This is a genomic window from Promicromonospora panici (genome assembly GCF_900608595.1).
In the GTDB taxonomy this organism is placed as follows: domain Bacteria; phylum Actinomycetota; class Actinomycetes; order Actinomycetales; family Cellulomonadaceae; genus Promicromonospora; species Promicromonospora panici.
In genome coordinates this window covers 166,859-182,060 of record NZ_UWYY01000005.1, presented here as the reverse complement: position 1 = coordinate 182,060, position 15,202 = coordinate 166,859, and the positions used below count along the sequence as shown (strand labels likewise).

At 67.1% G+C, this 15,202-nt stretch carries 15 protein-coding genes; 7 read left to right on the top strand and 8 right to left on the bottom strand.

Translation table 11 applies throughout. From position 1 onward, the window contains the following. Nucleotides 1-5 precede the first annotated feature (5 nt). From EW117_RS07405 to EW117_RS07390, 4 genes are all read left to right on the top strand, one after another. Nucleotides 6-572, top strand: a complete 567-nt coding sequence (locus EW117_RS07405; RefSeq protein WP_129785232.1) for a hypothetical protein — start codon at nucleotides 6-8, stop codon at nucleotides 570-572. Next, complete coding sequence (locus EW117_RS07400; RefSeq protein ID WP_129785230.1) at nucleotides 569-1,273, top strand: hypothetical protein; 705 nt, start codon at nucleotides 569-571, stop codon at nucleotides 1,271-1,273. The genes EW117_RS07405 and EW117_RS07400 overlap by 4 nt, the downstream gene beginning before the upstream one ends. Before the next feature lie 70 nt (nucleotides 1,274-1,343). Continuing rightward, nucleotides 1,344-2,753 carry a cytochrome ubiquinol oxidase subunit I gene (locus tag EW117_RS07395; protein ID WP_242504143.1) on the top strand — a complete coding sequence of 470 codons (1,410 nt, stop codon included), beginning with the start codon at nucleotides 1,344-1,346 and terminating at the stop codon, nucleotides 2,751-2,753. Then, the gene (locus tag EW117_RS07390) at nucleotides 2,750-3,751 is read left to right on the top strand and encodes a cytochrome d ubiquinol oxidase subunit II (protein WP_207211782.1); all 1,002 of its coding nucleotides are present in this window, start codon (nucleotides 2,750-2,752) and stop codon (nucleotides 3,749-3,751) included. The genes EW117_RS07395 and EW117_RS07390 overlap by 4 nt, the downstream gene beginning before the upstream one ends. Nucleotides 3,752-3,882: 131 nt before the next feature. Here EW117_RS07390 and EW117_RS07385 read toward each other — a convergent pair whose 3' ends face one another. Continuing rightward, on the bottom strand, nucleotides 3,883-4,329 hold the full coding sequence (locus EW117_RS07385) for a DUF4383 domain-containing protein (protein WP_129785228.1): 447 nt from the start codon (nucleotides 4,327-4,329) through the stop codon (nucleotides 3,883-3,885). Between the two features lie 413 nt (nucleotides 4,330-4,742). Here EW117_RS07385 and EW117_RS07380 point away from each other — a divergent pair, with 413 nt between their 5' ends. Beyond that, a complete protein-coding gene (locus EW117_RS07380) occupies nucleotides 4,743-5,042 on the top strand; it encodes a helix-turn-helix domain-containing protein (RefSeq protein WP_129785226.1) in 300 nt (99 codons plus the stop codon). A gap of 5 nt (nucleotides 5,043-5,047) precedes the next feature. Here the strand turns inward: EW117_RS07380 and EW117_RS07375 are convergent, their stop codons facing one another. Continuing rightward, nucleotides 5,048-5,842 carry a hypothetical protein gene (locus EW117_RS07375; protein WP_129785224.1) on the bottom strand — a complete coding sequence of 265 codons (795 nt, stop codon included), beginning with the start codon at nucleotides 5,840-5,842 and terminating at the stop codon, nucleotides 5,048-5,050. Nucleotides 5,843-5,874: 32 nt separating this feature from the next. On the opposite strand from EW117_RS07375, the gene EW117_RS07370 reads away from it, so the two are divergent. Beyond that, nucleotides 5,875-6,492: a condensation domain-containing protein gene (locus EW117_RS07370; protein WP_129785222.1), complete on the top strand. Its 618-nt coding sequence runs from the start codon at nucleotides 5,875-5,877 to the stop codon at nucleotides 6,490-6,492. Here the strand turns inward: EW117_RS07370 and EW117_RS07365 are convergent, their stop codons facing one another. The 6 genes from EW117_RS07365 to EW117_RS07340 form a co-directional block, all read right to left on the bottom strand. Beyond that, nucleotides 6,493-7,134, bottom strand: a complete 642-nt coding sequence (locus EW117_RS07365) for a TetR/AcrR family transcriptional regulator (RefSeq protein ID WP_129785220.1) — start codon at nucleotides 7,132-7,134, stop codon at nucleotides 6,493-6,495. It abuts the gene before it with no gap. An 18-nt stretch (nucleotides 7,135-7,152) separates the two neighbouring features. Beyond that, complete coding sequence (locus tag EW117_RS07360; RefSeq protein ID WP_129785218.1) at nucleotides 7,153-7,983, bottom strand: carbohydrate ABC transporter permease; 831 nt, start codon at nucleotides 7,981-7,983, stop codon at nucleotides 7,153-7,155. Then, a complete protein-coding gene (locus EW117_RS07355; RefSeq protein WP_129785216.1) occupies nucleotides 7,980-8,924 on the bottom strand; it encodes a carbohydrate ABC transporter permease in 945 nt (314 codons plus the stop codon). Before EW117_RS07355 ends, EW117_RS07360 begins: the two co-directional genes overlap by 4 nt. A gap of 8 nt (nucleotides 8,925-8,932) precedes the next feature. Then, on the bottom strand, nucleotides 8,933-10,162 hold the full coding sequence (locus EW117_RS07350) for an ABC transporter substrate-binding protein (protein WP_165362558.1): 1,230 nt from the start codon (nucleotides 10,160-10,162) through the stop codon (nucleotides 8,933-8,935). 145 nt (nucleotides 10,163-10,307) lie between these two features. After that, the gene (locus tag EW117_RS07345; RefSeq protein WP_129785212.1) at nucleotides 10,308-11,381 is read right to left on the bottom strand and encodes an alpha/beta hydrolase; all 1,074 of its coding nucleotides are present in this window, start codon (nucleotides 11,379-11,381) and stop codon (nucleotides 10,308-10,310) included. A 1,377-nt stretch (nucleotides 11,382-12,758) separates the two neighbouring features. Beyond that, nucleotides 12,759-13,466 carry a TetR/AcrR family transcriptional regulator C-terminal domain-containing protein gene (locus tag EW117_RS07340; RefSeq protein WP_242504142.1) on the bottom strand — a complete coding sequence of 236 codons (708 nt, stop codon included), beginning with the start codon at nucleotides 13,464-13,466 and terminating at the stop codon, nucleotides 12,759-12,761. Nucleotides 13,467-13,644: 178 nt separating this feature from the next. On the opposite strand from EW117_RS07340, the gene EW117_RS07335 reads away from it, so the two are divergent. After that, nucleotides 13,645-15,066, top strand: a complete 1,422-nt coding sequence (locus EW117_RS07335; protein ID WP_242504141.1) for an MFS transporter — start codon at nucleotides 13,645-13,647, stop codon at nucleotides 15,064-15,066. Nucleotides 15,067-15,202 lie beyond the last annotated feature (136 nt).

The window sequence follows — 15,202 nt, the reverse complement described above, 5'->3', positions numbered from 1 at the left end:
CCACCGTGCCGTACACCGCCGACAAACCGCCCCTGCCCGAGACACCGGAACAGCTGCGCGCCCGCATACCCGGCTGGGGTGCAGACCTCGACCCTGCCGACCGGCCCTCCTCCCCGCGCGAGGTGCGCGGGCTGAAGACCGGCGCGCACTGGGACCTGCCGGAGCAGCAGGAGGAGCACCAGCCCAGGGAGCGCTCGATCGAGCACGCACGACTGACGCCGGTCTTCGGCACGTCGGTACCGCTCAAAGGTCTGTCGGGTGTTGTCCGGAGGTACGCGTACGAGCGGTTCAGCGAGGCGCGCGCAGCGCACTGGCTACTGCTCATCGCGGCCGACCGGGTGGACGCCGTCGAGAGCCACCTCGCGTCCCTCTTCACCCGCCGCCCGGACAACCCGCTGACGGAGACCGGCGTGCTCGCCGAGCCGTCGTACCACCCGGTCCGGTCCCGGGCAGGACGGGTCGACGTGCGCCACCAGATTCTCGACCCCGTCATCGTCGTGGGCCCGTGGGTGCTTGCGGGCGTCGTCGTCTACCGGCGCGTCCGGGCCATGGTGCGGCGGGCACGGACATGAGGTCCGGGGTCCGCATGGCGCGGGTGGTGGGCCTCGCGCTCGGCGCCTTGGTTGCCGTCGCGCGCAGGTGGCGGCCCCGGCCGCTTCACCCGACCGGTGTCGTGCTTGCCGGGACACTGCGTCTCGAGTCCCATGACGCGCCGGGCGGCGCCGCGCTCGGCGCACCCGTGGTCCACCCGGTGGTCGTGCGTGTCTCGCGTGCCGCGGGTCTGCCTACTTCGCTGCCCGACGTCTTCGGCCTAGCGGTGCACTGGACGGCAGGCGACCGCTCGCAGGACCTGCTGCTGTCGGCGACCGGCCTGGGCCGGGCCACCCGCTTCCTGCTGGCACCGCGCCTCCGCCCGCTCGCAGGTGGGTTCGGCACGCTCATGCCGTTCCGCGACACCGACGGCCGCCCCGTCCTGCTCGCCGCGGCTCCCACCGAGCCCTCGCCACGCGCCCGCAGCGGCACCGGCACCGGACCCTCTGCTCTCGTCGGCGCAGAGCTCAGGCTGCTGTCCGCGCACCCGGGTGGGAGGTGGCACCGGCTCGGCACACTCCGCTGCGGTGCGACCACCATGACGGACGCGCCACGACTCGATCCGGTCCAGAACGTGCCGGGCGCTCTGGGCACCTACCCCTGGACGGCCGCCCTGCGGGCACCCGCGTACCGGGCTGCTCGCAGCGGGCATCCCCGTGGAGATGTGGGAGGTGCAGTGTGACCAGGAGAAGTTCCCACCGGCAGGGCGACGGCTACGGCCCGCTGTCGGCGCACGACCGGGGGCTCACCAGGTGCTAGTGCACGACGCCCTGTCCCTGGTGGCGGCCGGCGACCCGGCGGGCCTGCTCCCTGCGCGCCAGCAGATGGCGTTCACGCTGGGGTGGCACATCATCCTGGCGTCGTTCGGTGTGGCCTTCCCGGCGATGATCTTCGTGGCCCACTGGCGGGGTGTGGTGCGCGACGACGCGACCGCGCTCGTCCTCGCGGAGCGGTGGGCCAAGGTCTCGGCCGTCCTGTTCGCGATCGGCGCGGTGTCGGGCACGGTGCTGAGCTTCGAGATGGGTTTGCTGTGGCCCGGCCTGATGGGCACCTTCGGCGACGTGCTCGGCCTGCCGTTCGCCCTCGAGGGGTTGTCATTCTTCGTCGAGGCGATCTTCCTGGGCATCTACCTCTACGGCTGGGGGCGCATGCCGCCGCGTCGTCACCTGCTCATGGTGGTCCCCATGGCGGTCGCCGGCGTGGTCGGCACGTTCTGCGTCATCTCCGTGAACGCGTGGATGAACACCCCCGCCGGCTTCCGTATCGTCGACGGCCAGGTCACCGACGTCGACCCCTGGGCGGCGATGTTCAATCCCATCGCCGGGCTGCAGTTCGCCCACATGTGGCTCGCGGCCTACATGCTCGTCGGCTTCAGCATCGCGGGCGTCTACGCCGTCGGCATGCTGCGCGGGCGACGCGACGGGCACCACCGGCTCGGCTTCCTCGTGCCCTTCAGCTTCGCCAGCGTCGCGGCAGTGCTCCAGCCGGTGGTCGGACATCTGCTCGGCGGCGGCCTCGGCGACCGGCAGCCCGCCAAGCTCGCCGCGTTCGAGCTCGCCACGACCACGGAGAGCCCGTCACCGCTGCGGATCGGTGGCGTGCTGGTCGACGGCGAGGTGCGCTGGGCGCTCGACATCCCGGTGCTCGGGTCGCTCATCGCGCAGAACTCCCTGACTGCACCGGTCCGCGGGCTGGACACCATCCCGCTGCGGGACCAGCCGCCGGTCAACATCACTCACTGGGCGTTCCAGACGATGATCGGGATCGGCACGCTGCTCGCCCTGGTCGTCGTCGTCTTCTGGGCACTTCGCTGGTGGCGCGGGCGGGACCTGCTCCATCACACGTGGTTCCTGAGGTTCTGCGCGGTGTCGGGGCCGCTGGCCGTGATCGCCGTCGAGGCGGGCTGGATCGCGACCGAGGTGGGGCGCCAGCCGTGGGTGGTCTACGACGTCATGCGCACCTCCGAGGCAGCCGGGGACTACCCGGCCCTGTGGTGGCTGCTGGCCACCACCGTGGTGGTCTACACCGGCCTGACCGTCGGCGCAGTGCTCGTGCTGCGGTCGATGGCCCGCCGCTGGCGGCAGGGCCAGCAGGATCTGCCGAGCCCGTACGGGCCGCAGGCCAGGCTCCACGACGAGAGCTCCGGACGGGACACGCCGTGACCGTCGAGCTCGCGGTGGCCATGGCCATGTTCGTAGGCCTGGTGGCCTACGCGGTGTTCGGCGGCGCGGACTTCGGCTCCGGCCTCTACGACATCACTGCGGGAGGCGCTGCCCGCGGCGCAGAGCTGCGCACGGAGATCGACCACAGCATCGGCCCGGTGTGGGAGGCCAACCACGTCTGGCTGATCTACGTCCTCGTGACCTGGTGGACCGGCTTCCCGACCGCCTTCGCCGCCGCGATGTCCACCCTGATACTGCCCTTGCTGTTCGCGCTGCTCGGCATCGTGCTGCGCGGCGCCGGCTTCGCCTTCCGCAAGTACTCCCCGACGCTCTCGCAGGCTCGGCTCTACGGCGCCCTGTTCGCCGGCTCGTCGCTCATCGCGCCGTTCTTCCTCGGCACCGTCGCCGGCGCGATCGCCTCGGGCCGGGTGCCGGCGGACGGCCAGGGCGACCGCTGGTCGTCCTGGCTGAACCCGACCTCGCTCCTGACCGGTGCGATCACGGTCGCCTGCTGCACGTTCCTGGCCGGCACGTTCCTCACCGCCGACGCGAGCCGGGCGGGTCACGAAGCGCTCGCCGCCCAGCTGCGTCGCCGCACCCTGCTCGTCGGGACGGTCACGGGTGCCTTGGTGCTCGGCTCGCTCCTGCCCATCACCCGGGACGCACCGACGCTGGCGCAAGGCCTGACCGGGCGGGCAGCGCCGTTGATCGTCACGTCGATCCTCGGTGGGATCGTGGCCCTGGTGCTGCTCTTCCGGCATCGGGCGGGCGCCGCGCGCGTCAGCGCCGTCATAGCAGTCGCCTCGGTCGTCGTCGGCTGGGGCGCCGCCCAGTACCCGTGGCTGCTCGTCGACCAGATGACCATCACCGATGCAGCGGGAGCCCCCGCCACCCTGCGGGCGCTCCTGCTGGTCGCGGCGCTCGCCGGGATCATCGTGATCCCGCCCCTGGTGTACCTGTTCCGGCTGACCCAGACCGAGCAGTGGACCCATGACTAGCGTGCGGGTCGCAGGCCGTCTGCGCCTGCGCATGTTGCCGGGACGAGTGGTGCGGCGGCGTGATGGTCAAGATCACGCCGCCGCACTACGACAGTAGGGCGCGTGCCGGTCGCCCGCACCCAGAGTGCGGATCAGGGCGTCCGCGGTCCGGGAGAAGTGGTGCCGGCCTGGCGACGGGGCCACAGCGCGATGGCCAGGCCGGCCACGACGCTCAAGATGTGCAGCCAGTTGTCCGCCGCGTTGATGTTGAGGAAATTGATGTCGGGGTTGTTCACCGCGATCAAGCCGTAGACGAACGCCGCGCCGTACCCGATGACCAGCAGCCAGCCGAACGTCCGGGCCCGGTCTGGCGTGGACCACATGGTCACACCGAGGAGCCCGATCAGGAGATGCACGATGTTGTGCAGCGGGTTGACAGCGAATCCGAGCAGCGTCTGGTCGTGGTCGTGCTCGGCGAACCCGGTGAACCCGGTGACGAAGAATCCTGCGATTCCGACCAGGAGGTAGACCACGCCGATCGTCAGGGCGAGCCATTGGTGGGGCGCCCGGGTGTGCGTGGCGGAGGTGGACTGTGTCATGGCGTTTCTCCGTTCTGAAGAATGACCGGCAAGATCACTTTGTGGTGGTGCCGTTCCACTCGCATCTGGCGCCTTCGCCCCGGGAGACTGTGAGACGTGGATCCGGTCTCCAGGCGCCCACGAGTGCCTCCTCAGGACGGTCATACTCTCGTCGACGGTCTCGTGGTCGCCGAGGGCTAGGTAGGACGCCGTCGTTTGAGTTCTTGCGCCCGCCGACCGACCATGGACTGGTCGCGATCTCGCTACAGGGATCTCGCTACAGGCTCGTGCCCAGCATGCTCAGGACTGGCAGTGCCGCCCGGCGGCCGCCATCAACGCAAGACATTCGGCCTGTGGTCAGTTCTGCATATTCGCGCTCCTTGTAGCTCTGGGAGCGCTCCCACCGTTCTGTAATTGCTCTGGGTGGTTACGGCATGTCTATCGATTCGCACCAAGGCATCCTCGAACATCCCGGTCCAGAGGGGATCGGCATGCTGATCCGCATCGCCCGTCGGCGGCGTGGATGGAGTCAGGACATGCTGGCCGCTCGGCTGGTCAGGGTGGGCTTGGACAGCGCCGATCGGATCCAGGTTTCCCGCTGGGAACGCGATGAGCGCATCCCGGGTCCTCACTCCCGCGAGAGATTGGCCCTCGTACTGGACACGCCGGCTGATCGGCTCGAGCAGGCCGCACGCGTCAGCCGGGCGCGCCGGCGCGCTCTGAACCGCAAGTAGACATCTCAGCGGCCGATGCCGCCCGGCGCACCCGCAGCGGCGAACTGCCCGAGATCGGTCGTGTCGCGAAGACGGTCACGTTCCCAAGCGGTGGGGATGTAGCCGGCCTGGTCGATCAAGCGGCGCAGCCAGGATCGATCGTCGTCGTCCCAAGCATCGTGAGCCCTGACGGCGAGCTCACTGCGGGCGAGCGCGAGGGCATGGGCGGCGTGGACCCTGAGCGCCCACCGGCCACCGCGAACCCGCTGCCACCAGGCTTGTGCGGGGAGATCTGCGGCAGGTCCGATGTGGAGGGCGAGCAGCCAGCGGCGGGCCAGGTGCCGCGACTCGGCGTCGGCGCTGTCGACGTACGCATCGACGATGTCGGCGGCGGCCTCGTCGAGCCGGGGCGGGGCGGAGGCCATGATGATCGCGGCCTGTTCGCGGGCACGCGTGGCAGTCAGTTGGGGCGGCGTTCCAGTGGGGGCCTCTCGGCTCTGAGGGCCGGGACCGGGGTGCGAGGGCAGGGCAGTGGTGTAGTACTCCAGGTCGCCGTCGCCGTTGACGGCGGCGACCAGCACGCCCCTGCTTCGCGCGGCCTCGATGTCGGCGGAGCTATCGAGTCTATGGCCGGGGGAGTCGGGTCCGAAGACTTCGGTCGGATCGATGAGTTCGGTTCCCGTGTCCGCTGCCCGGGCGATCGAAGCTGCCCGGTTGGTCTGGTAGGCGTGGCGGGCGGTGTACTCGTCGATGGCGCGGTCGACGGTGGTGATCCAACGGTCAGGTCCGGTGTCGGCAAGGAGACGCCAGACGCCGAGCATCGCTAGTTCGACGAGCCGAAGTCCATCCTGCCATGCGTGCTCTGGTCGTGGCGTCGCTCACGCCCTACCTCGGCGACGGCGTGATGATCGGCAGCGTCACTGCCAACCGGGATGCGCCCGAGCTGACACATACGATCGGTCTCTTGAGCGACCACGTGCCCGTCCGGGTCGATCTGCAGGGGAACCCATCGTTCGGCGAGCTCGCGGCCCGCGTTCATGAGGCGACCAGACAGGCGCACCTGCACCGCCTTCCGGTCGGGGTGCTGCGCCACGAACTGCCCTCGGCGCCCCATGGGAACGGCTCGTTGTTCGACCTGTCGATCAATTACATGCCGCATGCCCCCACCAAGGCCGCGACGGTCACGGCACCGGATGGCAGCCACATCAGGATGGAGCCCCGGACACTGCCCACGAACACGCTCCGGCCGAGGATGATGTCGGCATTCAGCGGGGCTGTGAGTCTCGGCTTTCAGCTCCGCCATTCGCACGACGGCTACGTTTCCGGCGATCTGTGGGCACATTCCCCGGCATTCACCACGAGAACAGTTGACCGGCTGTGCCGAGACCTCGGCCGTACAGCGCGGGAAGTGCTCTCCTCTCCTCAGCGCAGAATCCGGGACCTCGCCGTCCACGGGAGGGAGAAGGACTAGTCACGGCGACGTCGCCATCGCGCGCCGCTGCTGGGCTGCCCAGGCCTTCGCGGTCATGGCTATCTGGATCTCGGGGTCAAGTAGCCAGGCGGTCTCCAGGCCGTTGATGAAGGCGATGATCTCGATGGCCTTGAGCCGCGTATCGACGTCTCCACGGATCTCGCCACGATCTTGGGCAGCCGTAAGGACCGAACTGATCCGGTCAGCAGTCAGGTGGTATCGGCGGGCCAGCCGAGGGTGGAGAACGCCGTCGTCGCCAAGGTTCTCGACAACCAGCACGGTATGCATGCCTACCGCGTGCGAATGGCTGGCCCAGCGGGTGACGTTGTACGCGATAGTGTCGAGTATGCCGAGACCTGAGTCGGTGTCTTGCCACAGAATCGCGTCCTCGGCCTCGTCGCGTTGATCCAGCACCGCATTGAGCAGTTCCTCCTTGCTCGGGTAGTGATAGAGAAGGCCGCTCTGTGAGACCCCGGCCTCGGCGGCGATCTCCGCAAGATTGGTGCCGCGGGATCCGTTGCGGGCCACAAGCCGAGTAGCGGCCTCGACGATCAGCTGCCTCCGCGCCTCGCCCTTTGCTGATACCGATTTCTTGACGCCCTCGGGCCCTTTTGCCACCTGGTGGTCGTCTCGTCGTCTCATACTCTTATCCTAACGTGCTTACTTGACAGCTCCTTGGAGAAGGGCTCTGACAAAGTGGCGCTGAAAGAAGAGAAATACGATCAGGGAAGGGGCAATGATGAGCAATGAACCGGCGCACAACAATGCAATGTTGGTACCATGCTCACCTTGGAAGGCACCCAGGCCGCCGGCGACAGTACGCATCGTTGGATCGTCGATGAGCACAAGCGGCAGCAGGTACTGATTCCAGGTCGCCAGAAAGAACAAGATCGTGAGCGCCGACACGGCCGGCACTGCGAGCGGCAGCTGGATCCGGCGGAAGATCTGCCACGGGTTGGCGCCGTCGATCTTGGCGGCCTCTGTCAGGGCTGTCTCTACCGTGAGAAAGCTCGCTCGCATCCAGAACACTCCGAAGGGCATGAGCAGCCCGATGAGAGGCAGGATGACGGCCCAACGAGTGCCGAGCAGCCCCATGTCGCGAATGTTGTAGTAGAGAGGCGTGATAAGCGCCTCGAACGGCAGAGTCAGTCCGACAAGCAAGATGGCGTTGACGAACTTGCCGCCAGGCACGTTGAGCTGCGCGAGTCCGTATCCGGCCGCGGTGGCCATGGCGACCGCAGCAGGAACGACGCCCAGCACGATAAGGACGCTCGACTGGAAGAGCGCCAGAAAGTTCGCGGCGGTCCATGCGTCGACGAAATTGTGCCATTGCGGATCCTCGGGCCAGGCGAGCCCGGGCGGCGTGCTGTTCTGGGGTGCGAGCGCCGCGGTCAGCATGCTGAGCAGAGGCACGATCGCGAAGAGCATGAGCGCCATGAGGATGACGGCGCGGGAGATGCGTTGGTGCACAGTTGACGAGCTGGCGCTCATTCGTGCCTCCCGATTCGTTGAATGGGCCAGATGACGAGGAGTACGAGTGCCGCGAGGAATACAGCGAGGGCTGAGGCTTGCCCGATCCGCTGTTCCAGGAAGGTAAGCCGGTAGATCTCCACACCCGGCACCATCGTCTGATAGCCCGGGCCGCCCTGGGTCGCGATCTGGACCACGTCGAAGCTGGCCAGTGCCGCTATCGTGGTGATCGTTGCGCAGACAGCGATCTCTTGACGGAGCCCTGGAAGCGTGACCGCGAAGAACTCGCCGATGCGGCCGGCTCCGTCCAGGCGGGCCGCCTCATAGAGCGACGGTTCGATCTTGCCGATACCGGACAGTAGAAGGACCGTGCAGAAGCCGAGCGACAGCCAGAAGCCGATGACGCCGACTGCTGGCAACGCGAACGTGAAGTCTCCGAGCCACGCGCGGGTCAGGGACTCCAGACCAACCGCTCCGAGGGCCTGGTTGACGAGCCCTTCGGTGGAGAACATCCAGGTCCATGCGATGCCTGCCGCCACGGGGGGCAGCACTTGCGGGATGAACAACACGACCCGTGCTGCGGTGTTGAATGTTCCGACCCGGAGCTCCCGGATGAGGCTTGCTGCGACAAGCCCGAGGCTGACCGGCAGGACGGTGTAGAAGATGATAAGGATGAACGCGTTGATGACCGATCCGAACAGCTCGGGTTCCGTGAAGATTGCCCTCCAGTTGTCCAGTCCCGCAGGTGTCGCCGGCCCGATGCCGTCCCATTTGTAGAATGAGAACTGCACGGACTGGCCCAGCGGGTAAAGTACGAACACGGAATACATGACCAGCGCAGGCGCTACCCACACCACACCAATCCACCGATGTGTTGGACGTCGTCGCCGAGCAGGACGCGGCGGAGGGGGCGACTCCTCCGAATTGAGACTCGGCTTCACTGGGATCGACTTGATCGTCATGGTTCCACCTATTGCTCTGCGTCATTCTCGTAGCCGTCCTGGATGGCTGCGGAGAACTCGGCGGGGGACGTCTTCCCAGCCACGAGAAGTTGCGTCTGCGGGATCAGGGTGTTCGCGTGCATCGACGCAGTCGAGTTCGACATGAAGTCGACGAGGCCGTCGCTCTCGAGCAGCGTCTGGAAAGACTCGACGGTGCTGGCGACCAGGGATCCCGGCTCGGAGTCCGGCATGGGTGCGTCGGAGGGCCCGGCGGGTGGGAGGCCGAGAAGATCCAGGGTGCTCTGGCGGGCGTCGGTGTCCGTCTGGATGAAGTCGAGGAATGCAGCCGCCGCATCCCGCTGCGAGGACTTGGCGGGAATGGCCAGGACGCCGGCGGCGGTCATCGCGGTAAAGGGTTCGTCCGTCTCCTCGGGTGGGAAGAGGAAGAACCCGATCTCATCCTGGCCTGTTTCCTGCAGTGCTGGTGCCTGCCAGTTTCCGCTCGGGAAGAAAACACCCTCGCCCGCCGCGAACCTCGCGGGAGCCTGTGTCTGATCGATACTGTTCACGTCCTCCGGCAGATATCCCTCCTCGCCCCAGCGCTGGATCGTCGCGGCGGCGTCTACCAGTGCGGATGTATCGATGGTCGCGCCCGGCTTGTTGTAGTTCCAGTCCTGGACGACCTGCGTACTGCCTGCATAGTTCATCTGGAGGTTCTGCAGCGGATACGCCAGTCCTCCGTCCTTGCCGTTGACCATGATCGGCAGGAGACCTGCGCTCTTCGCCTCTTCCAGGCTTCTTTCAAAGGCGCCGAGCGTGGCTGGCGGCTCGGTCATCCCGATCTGAGCCGCGAGCGACTTGTTGTAGTACACGCCGGTCAATCCGAAACCTGGCCCGGCGCCGTACAAGTGCCCGGTGCCACGCTGTTGCCCGTCATCGGCGACGCGGGTGGATGCGAACTGCGACTGTGGCCACTTGGTCCATCCGTACGCCTCGGCGTACGGATCGAGATTGGTCAGGAGGTGGTCCTTGACCAGGTTCCCGAAGGATGCGAGCCGGACCAGGTCTGGCACCTCGGTGCCCGATATCAGGCGAGGTACGTTTGTCGTGAGGTTGTTGAAGTCCTCGCCGGTCACCTGCACGGTGACATTGGCATGCTTCGCATGGAAAGCTTCGCCGAGCTCCTCATAGAGCGGCACGTCAGGTGTTGACACAAGTACCTTGAGGGTGACCGGCGCGTCACCGATGCTCGTGCTCACGGTCGCTGGCCTGTCAGAAAGAGGAGCCTGTGCGCCGGGGGGAGCACACGATGCCAGGAGGGCAGCAAGGATGACCGGCAATGCGATCCGATAGTTCGGTCGCCTACGTTGCCGGGACAGAGTGTTGGTACGCATGGTCAGCTCCTCACGACTGAATTTCGGACGACGGTGGCCCTTGCCACGCCGTTTCACGGGACGATTGATGGTCATAGTCCGCGTCGGACGACTGGTGCGAGCCGATCGACTGTGTGTTGATCGCGAAGCTTGCGCGATCCGATTCTCGGTTGGCGAATGCTCGCCGTAGTGCCGAGCCAGCCTTTTCTATGGCGTCTATCGCGTCTGTCATGACGCCCAGCTTCTCGATGAATCCGTGGATCTGACCGACGTAGTCGTGGATCTCGACAGGAACCTGATCCATTTGCAGCCGCCTGGCATACTCGACGGATTCTCCACGAAGAATGTCGTGTTCGGCGGTGATAACGATCGCCGGAGAGACGCCGCGCAACGCCTCAGCATGCAGTGGCGAGACGACGGGGGATCGCCGCATCAGGTCGTCTGGGACGTAAGCGTCCCACAAGTACCTGATCCGCTCCCACGTGGTTCTGCCGTAATCGCCCGTCCCCGCGAAGTTCGAATACGATTCCACGAATCGCCGCTTGATCGTGGTGTCCATGGTGCTGTCCAGCACCGGGTACACCAATAGCTGCAGCGCCAGATCAAACTGGGTGTCCCTCGCTCGGAGGGCGGCCGCTGCCGCGAGATTGCCGCCGGCGCTGTCGCCCCCTACGGCGACCTGGGAAAAGTGCAGTCGGGCCCAAGTGATCGCGGTCCATGTGTCGTCGAATGCCGCTGGAAAAGGGTGCTCGGGTGCGAGCCTGTAGTCGATCGTGAGGACGGCGCATCCGGCACGGTTCGCGAGCGCTCGGGCGATGCCTTCGCAACAGTCCAGGTCGCCGAGCATCCAACCGCCGCCATGGATCCAGACCAGGACGTCCTGTTCGTTGCCTCGCGGCCGGTAGAGCCTCGAGGAGACCCCTCCGGCATTGACCGTATCCACCGAGGTCACGGGTTCCAGCGGACCGCGAAACGCCAGTGCGTGATCGCGGGCCTGCTTCCGCAGCGCGGAGAGGTCGCGACCCCAGTAGTTCACTTGGGGTGCGAGGGACTCGAAGTACCTGCGCACCTGCGCGCTAGGCACTGGGCCGATCGATGTCGTCATAGAACTCCTCCTTGAGCTGAAATGGCGTGCGTCACCACGCACCGGGCCACAGCGACCACTCCTTAGTGGGCACTTTGGGTCGATGCGGAGCCTGCGGTCGGTCACGTGGCCGCGAACCAGGCAGCATGCGACCGACAGGGCCGGTGCCGATGCCGCTGGGTGAGCGGGCTGCTGGTCGCGCCCGACCGTTCGGGAGACGTCGCGACCCCAGCAGTTCACATGGGGTGCGAGGGGCTCGAGCTACCTGCGCACGTGCGCGCCAGGCATCGAGCCGATCCGTGTCGTCATAGAGCTCCTCCTTGAGCTGAGGTGGCCGGCGGCGTCACCAGGCATCGGGCAAAGCGACCACCTCGTCGTGGGCACTGCGGGCGTCGATGTAGAGCCTGCGGTCGGTCATCGGTGGCCGCGAACCTGGCGGCATGCGACCGACAGGGTCGGTACCGATGCCGCTGGGTGAGCGTGCTGCTTGCTGCTGCTCAGTCCGTTCGGGTCTACGGAGCGTGGCAACATCCGTTATGACACTCGCCGGACCCGTGCTGCGGGTTGCAGCACTGCCTCGATACCGACTGAGTGGTCAGTCTGTTCTGTGCTTCTGAAGGTACCCCGCAGTCGGTCAGGCGTCCAAGGCGCAGGGAGTGGTGTAACCGTTTCGTGATCCCTCTGGCTTGGTGGCGTTTCGCCAGGTTCGTGCCAGTTGTCGAAACTCAGAGCTCCGGCAAATCGCCGAGCACGAAAGCGACCTGCGTCGTCACAGGATGGTCGGGTGCGTGCGTGGTCTGAACAGGTCGGATCACTGGTTCCTACACCTTCGGCCCACTCCTGGACCAGGCTCGCGCATGCGACCCTGGTGTATCGCTGCGCCCGGATGATGTCCCCGCGGCCGGTACCGGGCCAGGTGAGCTCCCGCCCGCGCAAGGCTGCGTGGTCGGGAACGACGGCGGCTGTTCGCCTCGCCGGACGCCGGAGCCGCGCTCCGGGCCTCAGTCGTGCGTCCGACGGCGCTGCCCGACGACTCCTGTCACGAGCGTCGGTATGGTGTGGAGGCTGATTTCGGAGGGGCCGATGGTCGCAGCGGTGGGCGAGTGGGCGGGGCGAGAGCTGGAGGCGTTGCGCCCCGCCGATTGAGTCAACGCCAGTGCGCCGCGCATCTGGGTTTGAGCGATGTCGCGCTTTCCAGTGCCGAGCGTAGAGGCGCCGCGATGCAGCTGGGGATGGAGACGCGACAGATCCTGGACACGGACCTGGAGCGTGCGTTCGGGAGCGATTCTGGCTTCTGCTCGACGGGCGGGAGGGCGACGGACCTGGGGGCGTCGTCGACCGCGCGGACGGCGTCAGCGGGGCCTCGAAGCAACAACTGAAACGACTGGGTTCGCGCGGTCACCTGGCGGGCGTCGCGGCGTTCAGCTGGATCTCTAGCCCGTCGAGCAGGTAGCGCAGGCCGGTGTTGAAGCTGCCGTCCCAGTCGTCGTCGTAGAGATATCGCTGGCTGGCAAGGGTGGGGTATCGGTCGGCTTCGGTCTGGAGTCGTTCTTGGCCGAGTTGGCGTTCCTGGTCGCTGATGTGGAGCGCGGTCTCGGCGGATGCCGATCCCATGACGTGGTTGTACAGCGCCCAGGTCGCGGCGCGGAGGGCGTCGCCCTTGAACCCGGTGCGGACCAGGGTGGCCTGGAGCGTCTCCATCTGCGTCAAGAAGTTCGGTCCCAGGCTCGGTCGGCGTCGGGCCGTCACCGCGGCCGCCCACGGATGGCGCAGCAGCGTGGTTCGCCAGGCCGTGAGCAGGGCCGTGATCTCGTCCCGCCATTCGGCGGCCGGCTCGTTCCGGGGGAGCAGCTCGCCGAAGATTGCGTCGACGGCGAGGTCGACCACGTCGTCCTTGGTGCTGACGTGCCAGTACAGCGAAGGGGCGGCGACCCCGAGGTGTTGGGCGAGCCGACGCATCGAGAGCTTCTCGATGCCGTCCTCGTCGAGGACGGCGACGGCGGCCTCGACGATGCGCTCGAGCGAGAGCGGGGGCTCCTCTTTGGCTGCGCGCCTGGGCCGCAGCCAGACGCTGTGCACCTCCGTGGCGTCGCTTGTGCTGTTCACAGTGCCCTTCCGTCGATTCGCCGCTGATCCCCTGACGCTACGCCGGTGCCTCACTGTAGTACGCTGCTCGATGCCCCTAACAGTGTTAGATGCAATGGAACGCTGTTCGCGAAGATGGATGTGAGAGCGAGGCGGCATGAGTGAGGCACGTGCAGGACGGGCATGGACATTGCCCGTAGTGGCGGCAGCGCAGCTGATGGTGGTCCTGGACGGGACGATCGTGAACATCGCCCTGCCTTCGGCGCAGGATGAGCTCGGCATGAGTGATGCGAGTCGCCATTGGGCGATCACCGCTTACCTTCTGGCCTTCGGCGGCCTCCTGTTGATCGGCGGCCGTAGCAGTGGGATCCTCGGCCACCGCAAGGCATTCACGGTCGGGTTGCTCGGGTTCGCCGTCGCATCCGCAGTCGGCGGCCTCGCCGCGAACCCGGGGATGCTCTTCGGCGCACGCGCGCTACAGGGCGTTTTCGCGGCGCTACTCGCGCCAGCCGCGCTCGCGCTCCTGACGACGACGTTCACCGAGGCCCGTGAACGGGGTCGGGCCTTCGGTGTGTTCTCGGCGATCGGCGCGGCAGGATCAGCAGTCGGCCTGATCGCCGGCGGCCTCCTGACCGAGTACGTGAGCTGGCGGTGGTGCCTCTACATCAACGTGCCGATCGCGGTGCTCGCCCTGTCCGGAACGCTCCTGGTGCCCAAGGTCCCGCCGGTGCCCCGCGCGGGCCGACTCGACGTCCTGGGGGCTGTCCTCAGCACGGCGGGCTTCGCCGCCGTCGTCTACGCGTTCACCGAGGCCGAGCCGCGCGGATGGGCATCACCCACCGTCCTGGGGCTGCTGGTCGGTGGCGTGCTGCTGCTCGCGGTCTTCGTGGCCGTGGAGCTCAGGACGCCGAACCCGCTCCTGCCGATGCGCGTCCTGGCGCACCGGGTCCGTGCAGGGGCGTTCGCGGCTGTCACCCTCATGTTCCTGGCGATGTTCGGTTTCTACCTGTTCATGAGCTACTACACCCAGGCCGTGCTCGGATACTCGCCCGTTCAGGCCGGTATGACCCTCATCATCAACGCGGTCGTGGCGCTGGTCGGCTCGATGCTCATCGCGGGCAGGCTATACGGCCGTGTGCCGAGCGCAGGGCTGATTCTTCCCGGCCTGATCATTGCCGCTGCCGGAATGTTCCTACTGACCGGGCTGGAAGCCGGGACGGTGAACGTGCTTGCTCTCTACCTCGTCCCGGCCATGGTGCTCACGGGAATCGGCCTCGGGCTCGTCATCACGCCGACGGCGATCCTGGCCACCACGGGTATGCAGGGGCACGAGGTCGGCGCCGCGTCGGCGACCTACAACGCCTGCCAGCAGCTCGGTGCGGCGCTCGGCATCGCGCTGCTCAACACCGTCGCGACGACCGCGACCGCGTCCCACCTCGCGGCCGGTTCCAGCATTTCGCCGAACGCGGCGTCCATCCATGGCTACACCGTCGCCCTGACTGTTGCCGGCGCGATTCTGATCGGATGTGCCGTGGTCTCTGCGCCGCTCCTGAGAGCGCGACGGCCATCCGCGCCGGACGCGAGCGAGCACCGGGAGGACGCCGTCACGACGTCGTACTAGGGCCTGGTCCCGTGCTGCCCGAGATGTCGACTGCGAGGACACCGCTCGTCAATGCCTGCACTCGGCGACTCTCGGATGCAGCAACTGCCTCTGGACTTGATCCGGAGCATGGACCACGTCGAGCACGATTCGACTG

Bases quoted from the DNA above. Each gene is read 5' to 3' on its own strand.
- EW117_RS07400 (WP_129785230.1), top strand. From the start codon at position 569: ATGAGGTCCGGGGTCCGCATGGCGCGGGTGGTGGGCCTCGCGCTCGGC.
- EW117_RS07385 (WP_129785228.1), bottom strand. From the start codon at position 4,329: ATGACACAGTCCACCTCCGCCACGCACACCCGGGCGCCCCACCAATGG.
- EW117_RS07380 (WP_129785226.1), top strand. From the start codon at position 4,743: ATGTCTATCGATTCGCACCAAGGCATCCTCGAACATCCCGGTCCAGAG.
- EW117_RS07375 (WP_129785224.1), bottom strand. From the start codon at position 5,842: ATGCTCGGCGTCTGGCGTCTCCTTGCCGACACCGGACCTGACCGTTGG.
- EW117_RS07370 (WP_129785222.1), top strand. From the start codon at position 5,875: ATGCGTGCTCTGGTCGTGGCGTCGCTCACGCCCTACCTCGGCGACGGC.
- EW117_RS07365 (WP_129785220.1), bottom strand. From the start codon at position 7,134: ATGAGACGACGAGACGACCACCAGGTGGCAAAAGGGCCCGAGGGCGTC.
- EW117_RS07360 (WP_129785218.1), bottom strand. From the start codon at position 7,983: ATGAGCGCCAGCTCGTCAACTGTGCACCAACGCATCTCCCGCGCCGTC.
- EW117_RS07355 (WP_129785216.1), bottom strand. From the start codon at position 8,924: ATGACGATCAAGTCGATCCCAGTGAAGCCGAGTCTCAATTCGGAGGAG.
- EW117_RS07345 (WP_129785212.1), bottom strand. From the start codon at position 11,381: ATGACGACATCGATCGGCCCAGTGCCTAGCGCGCAGGTGCGCAGGTAC.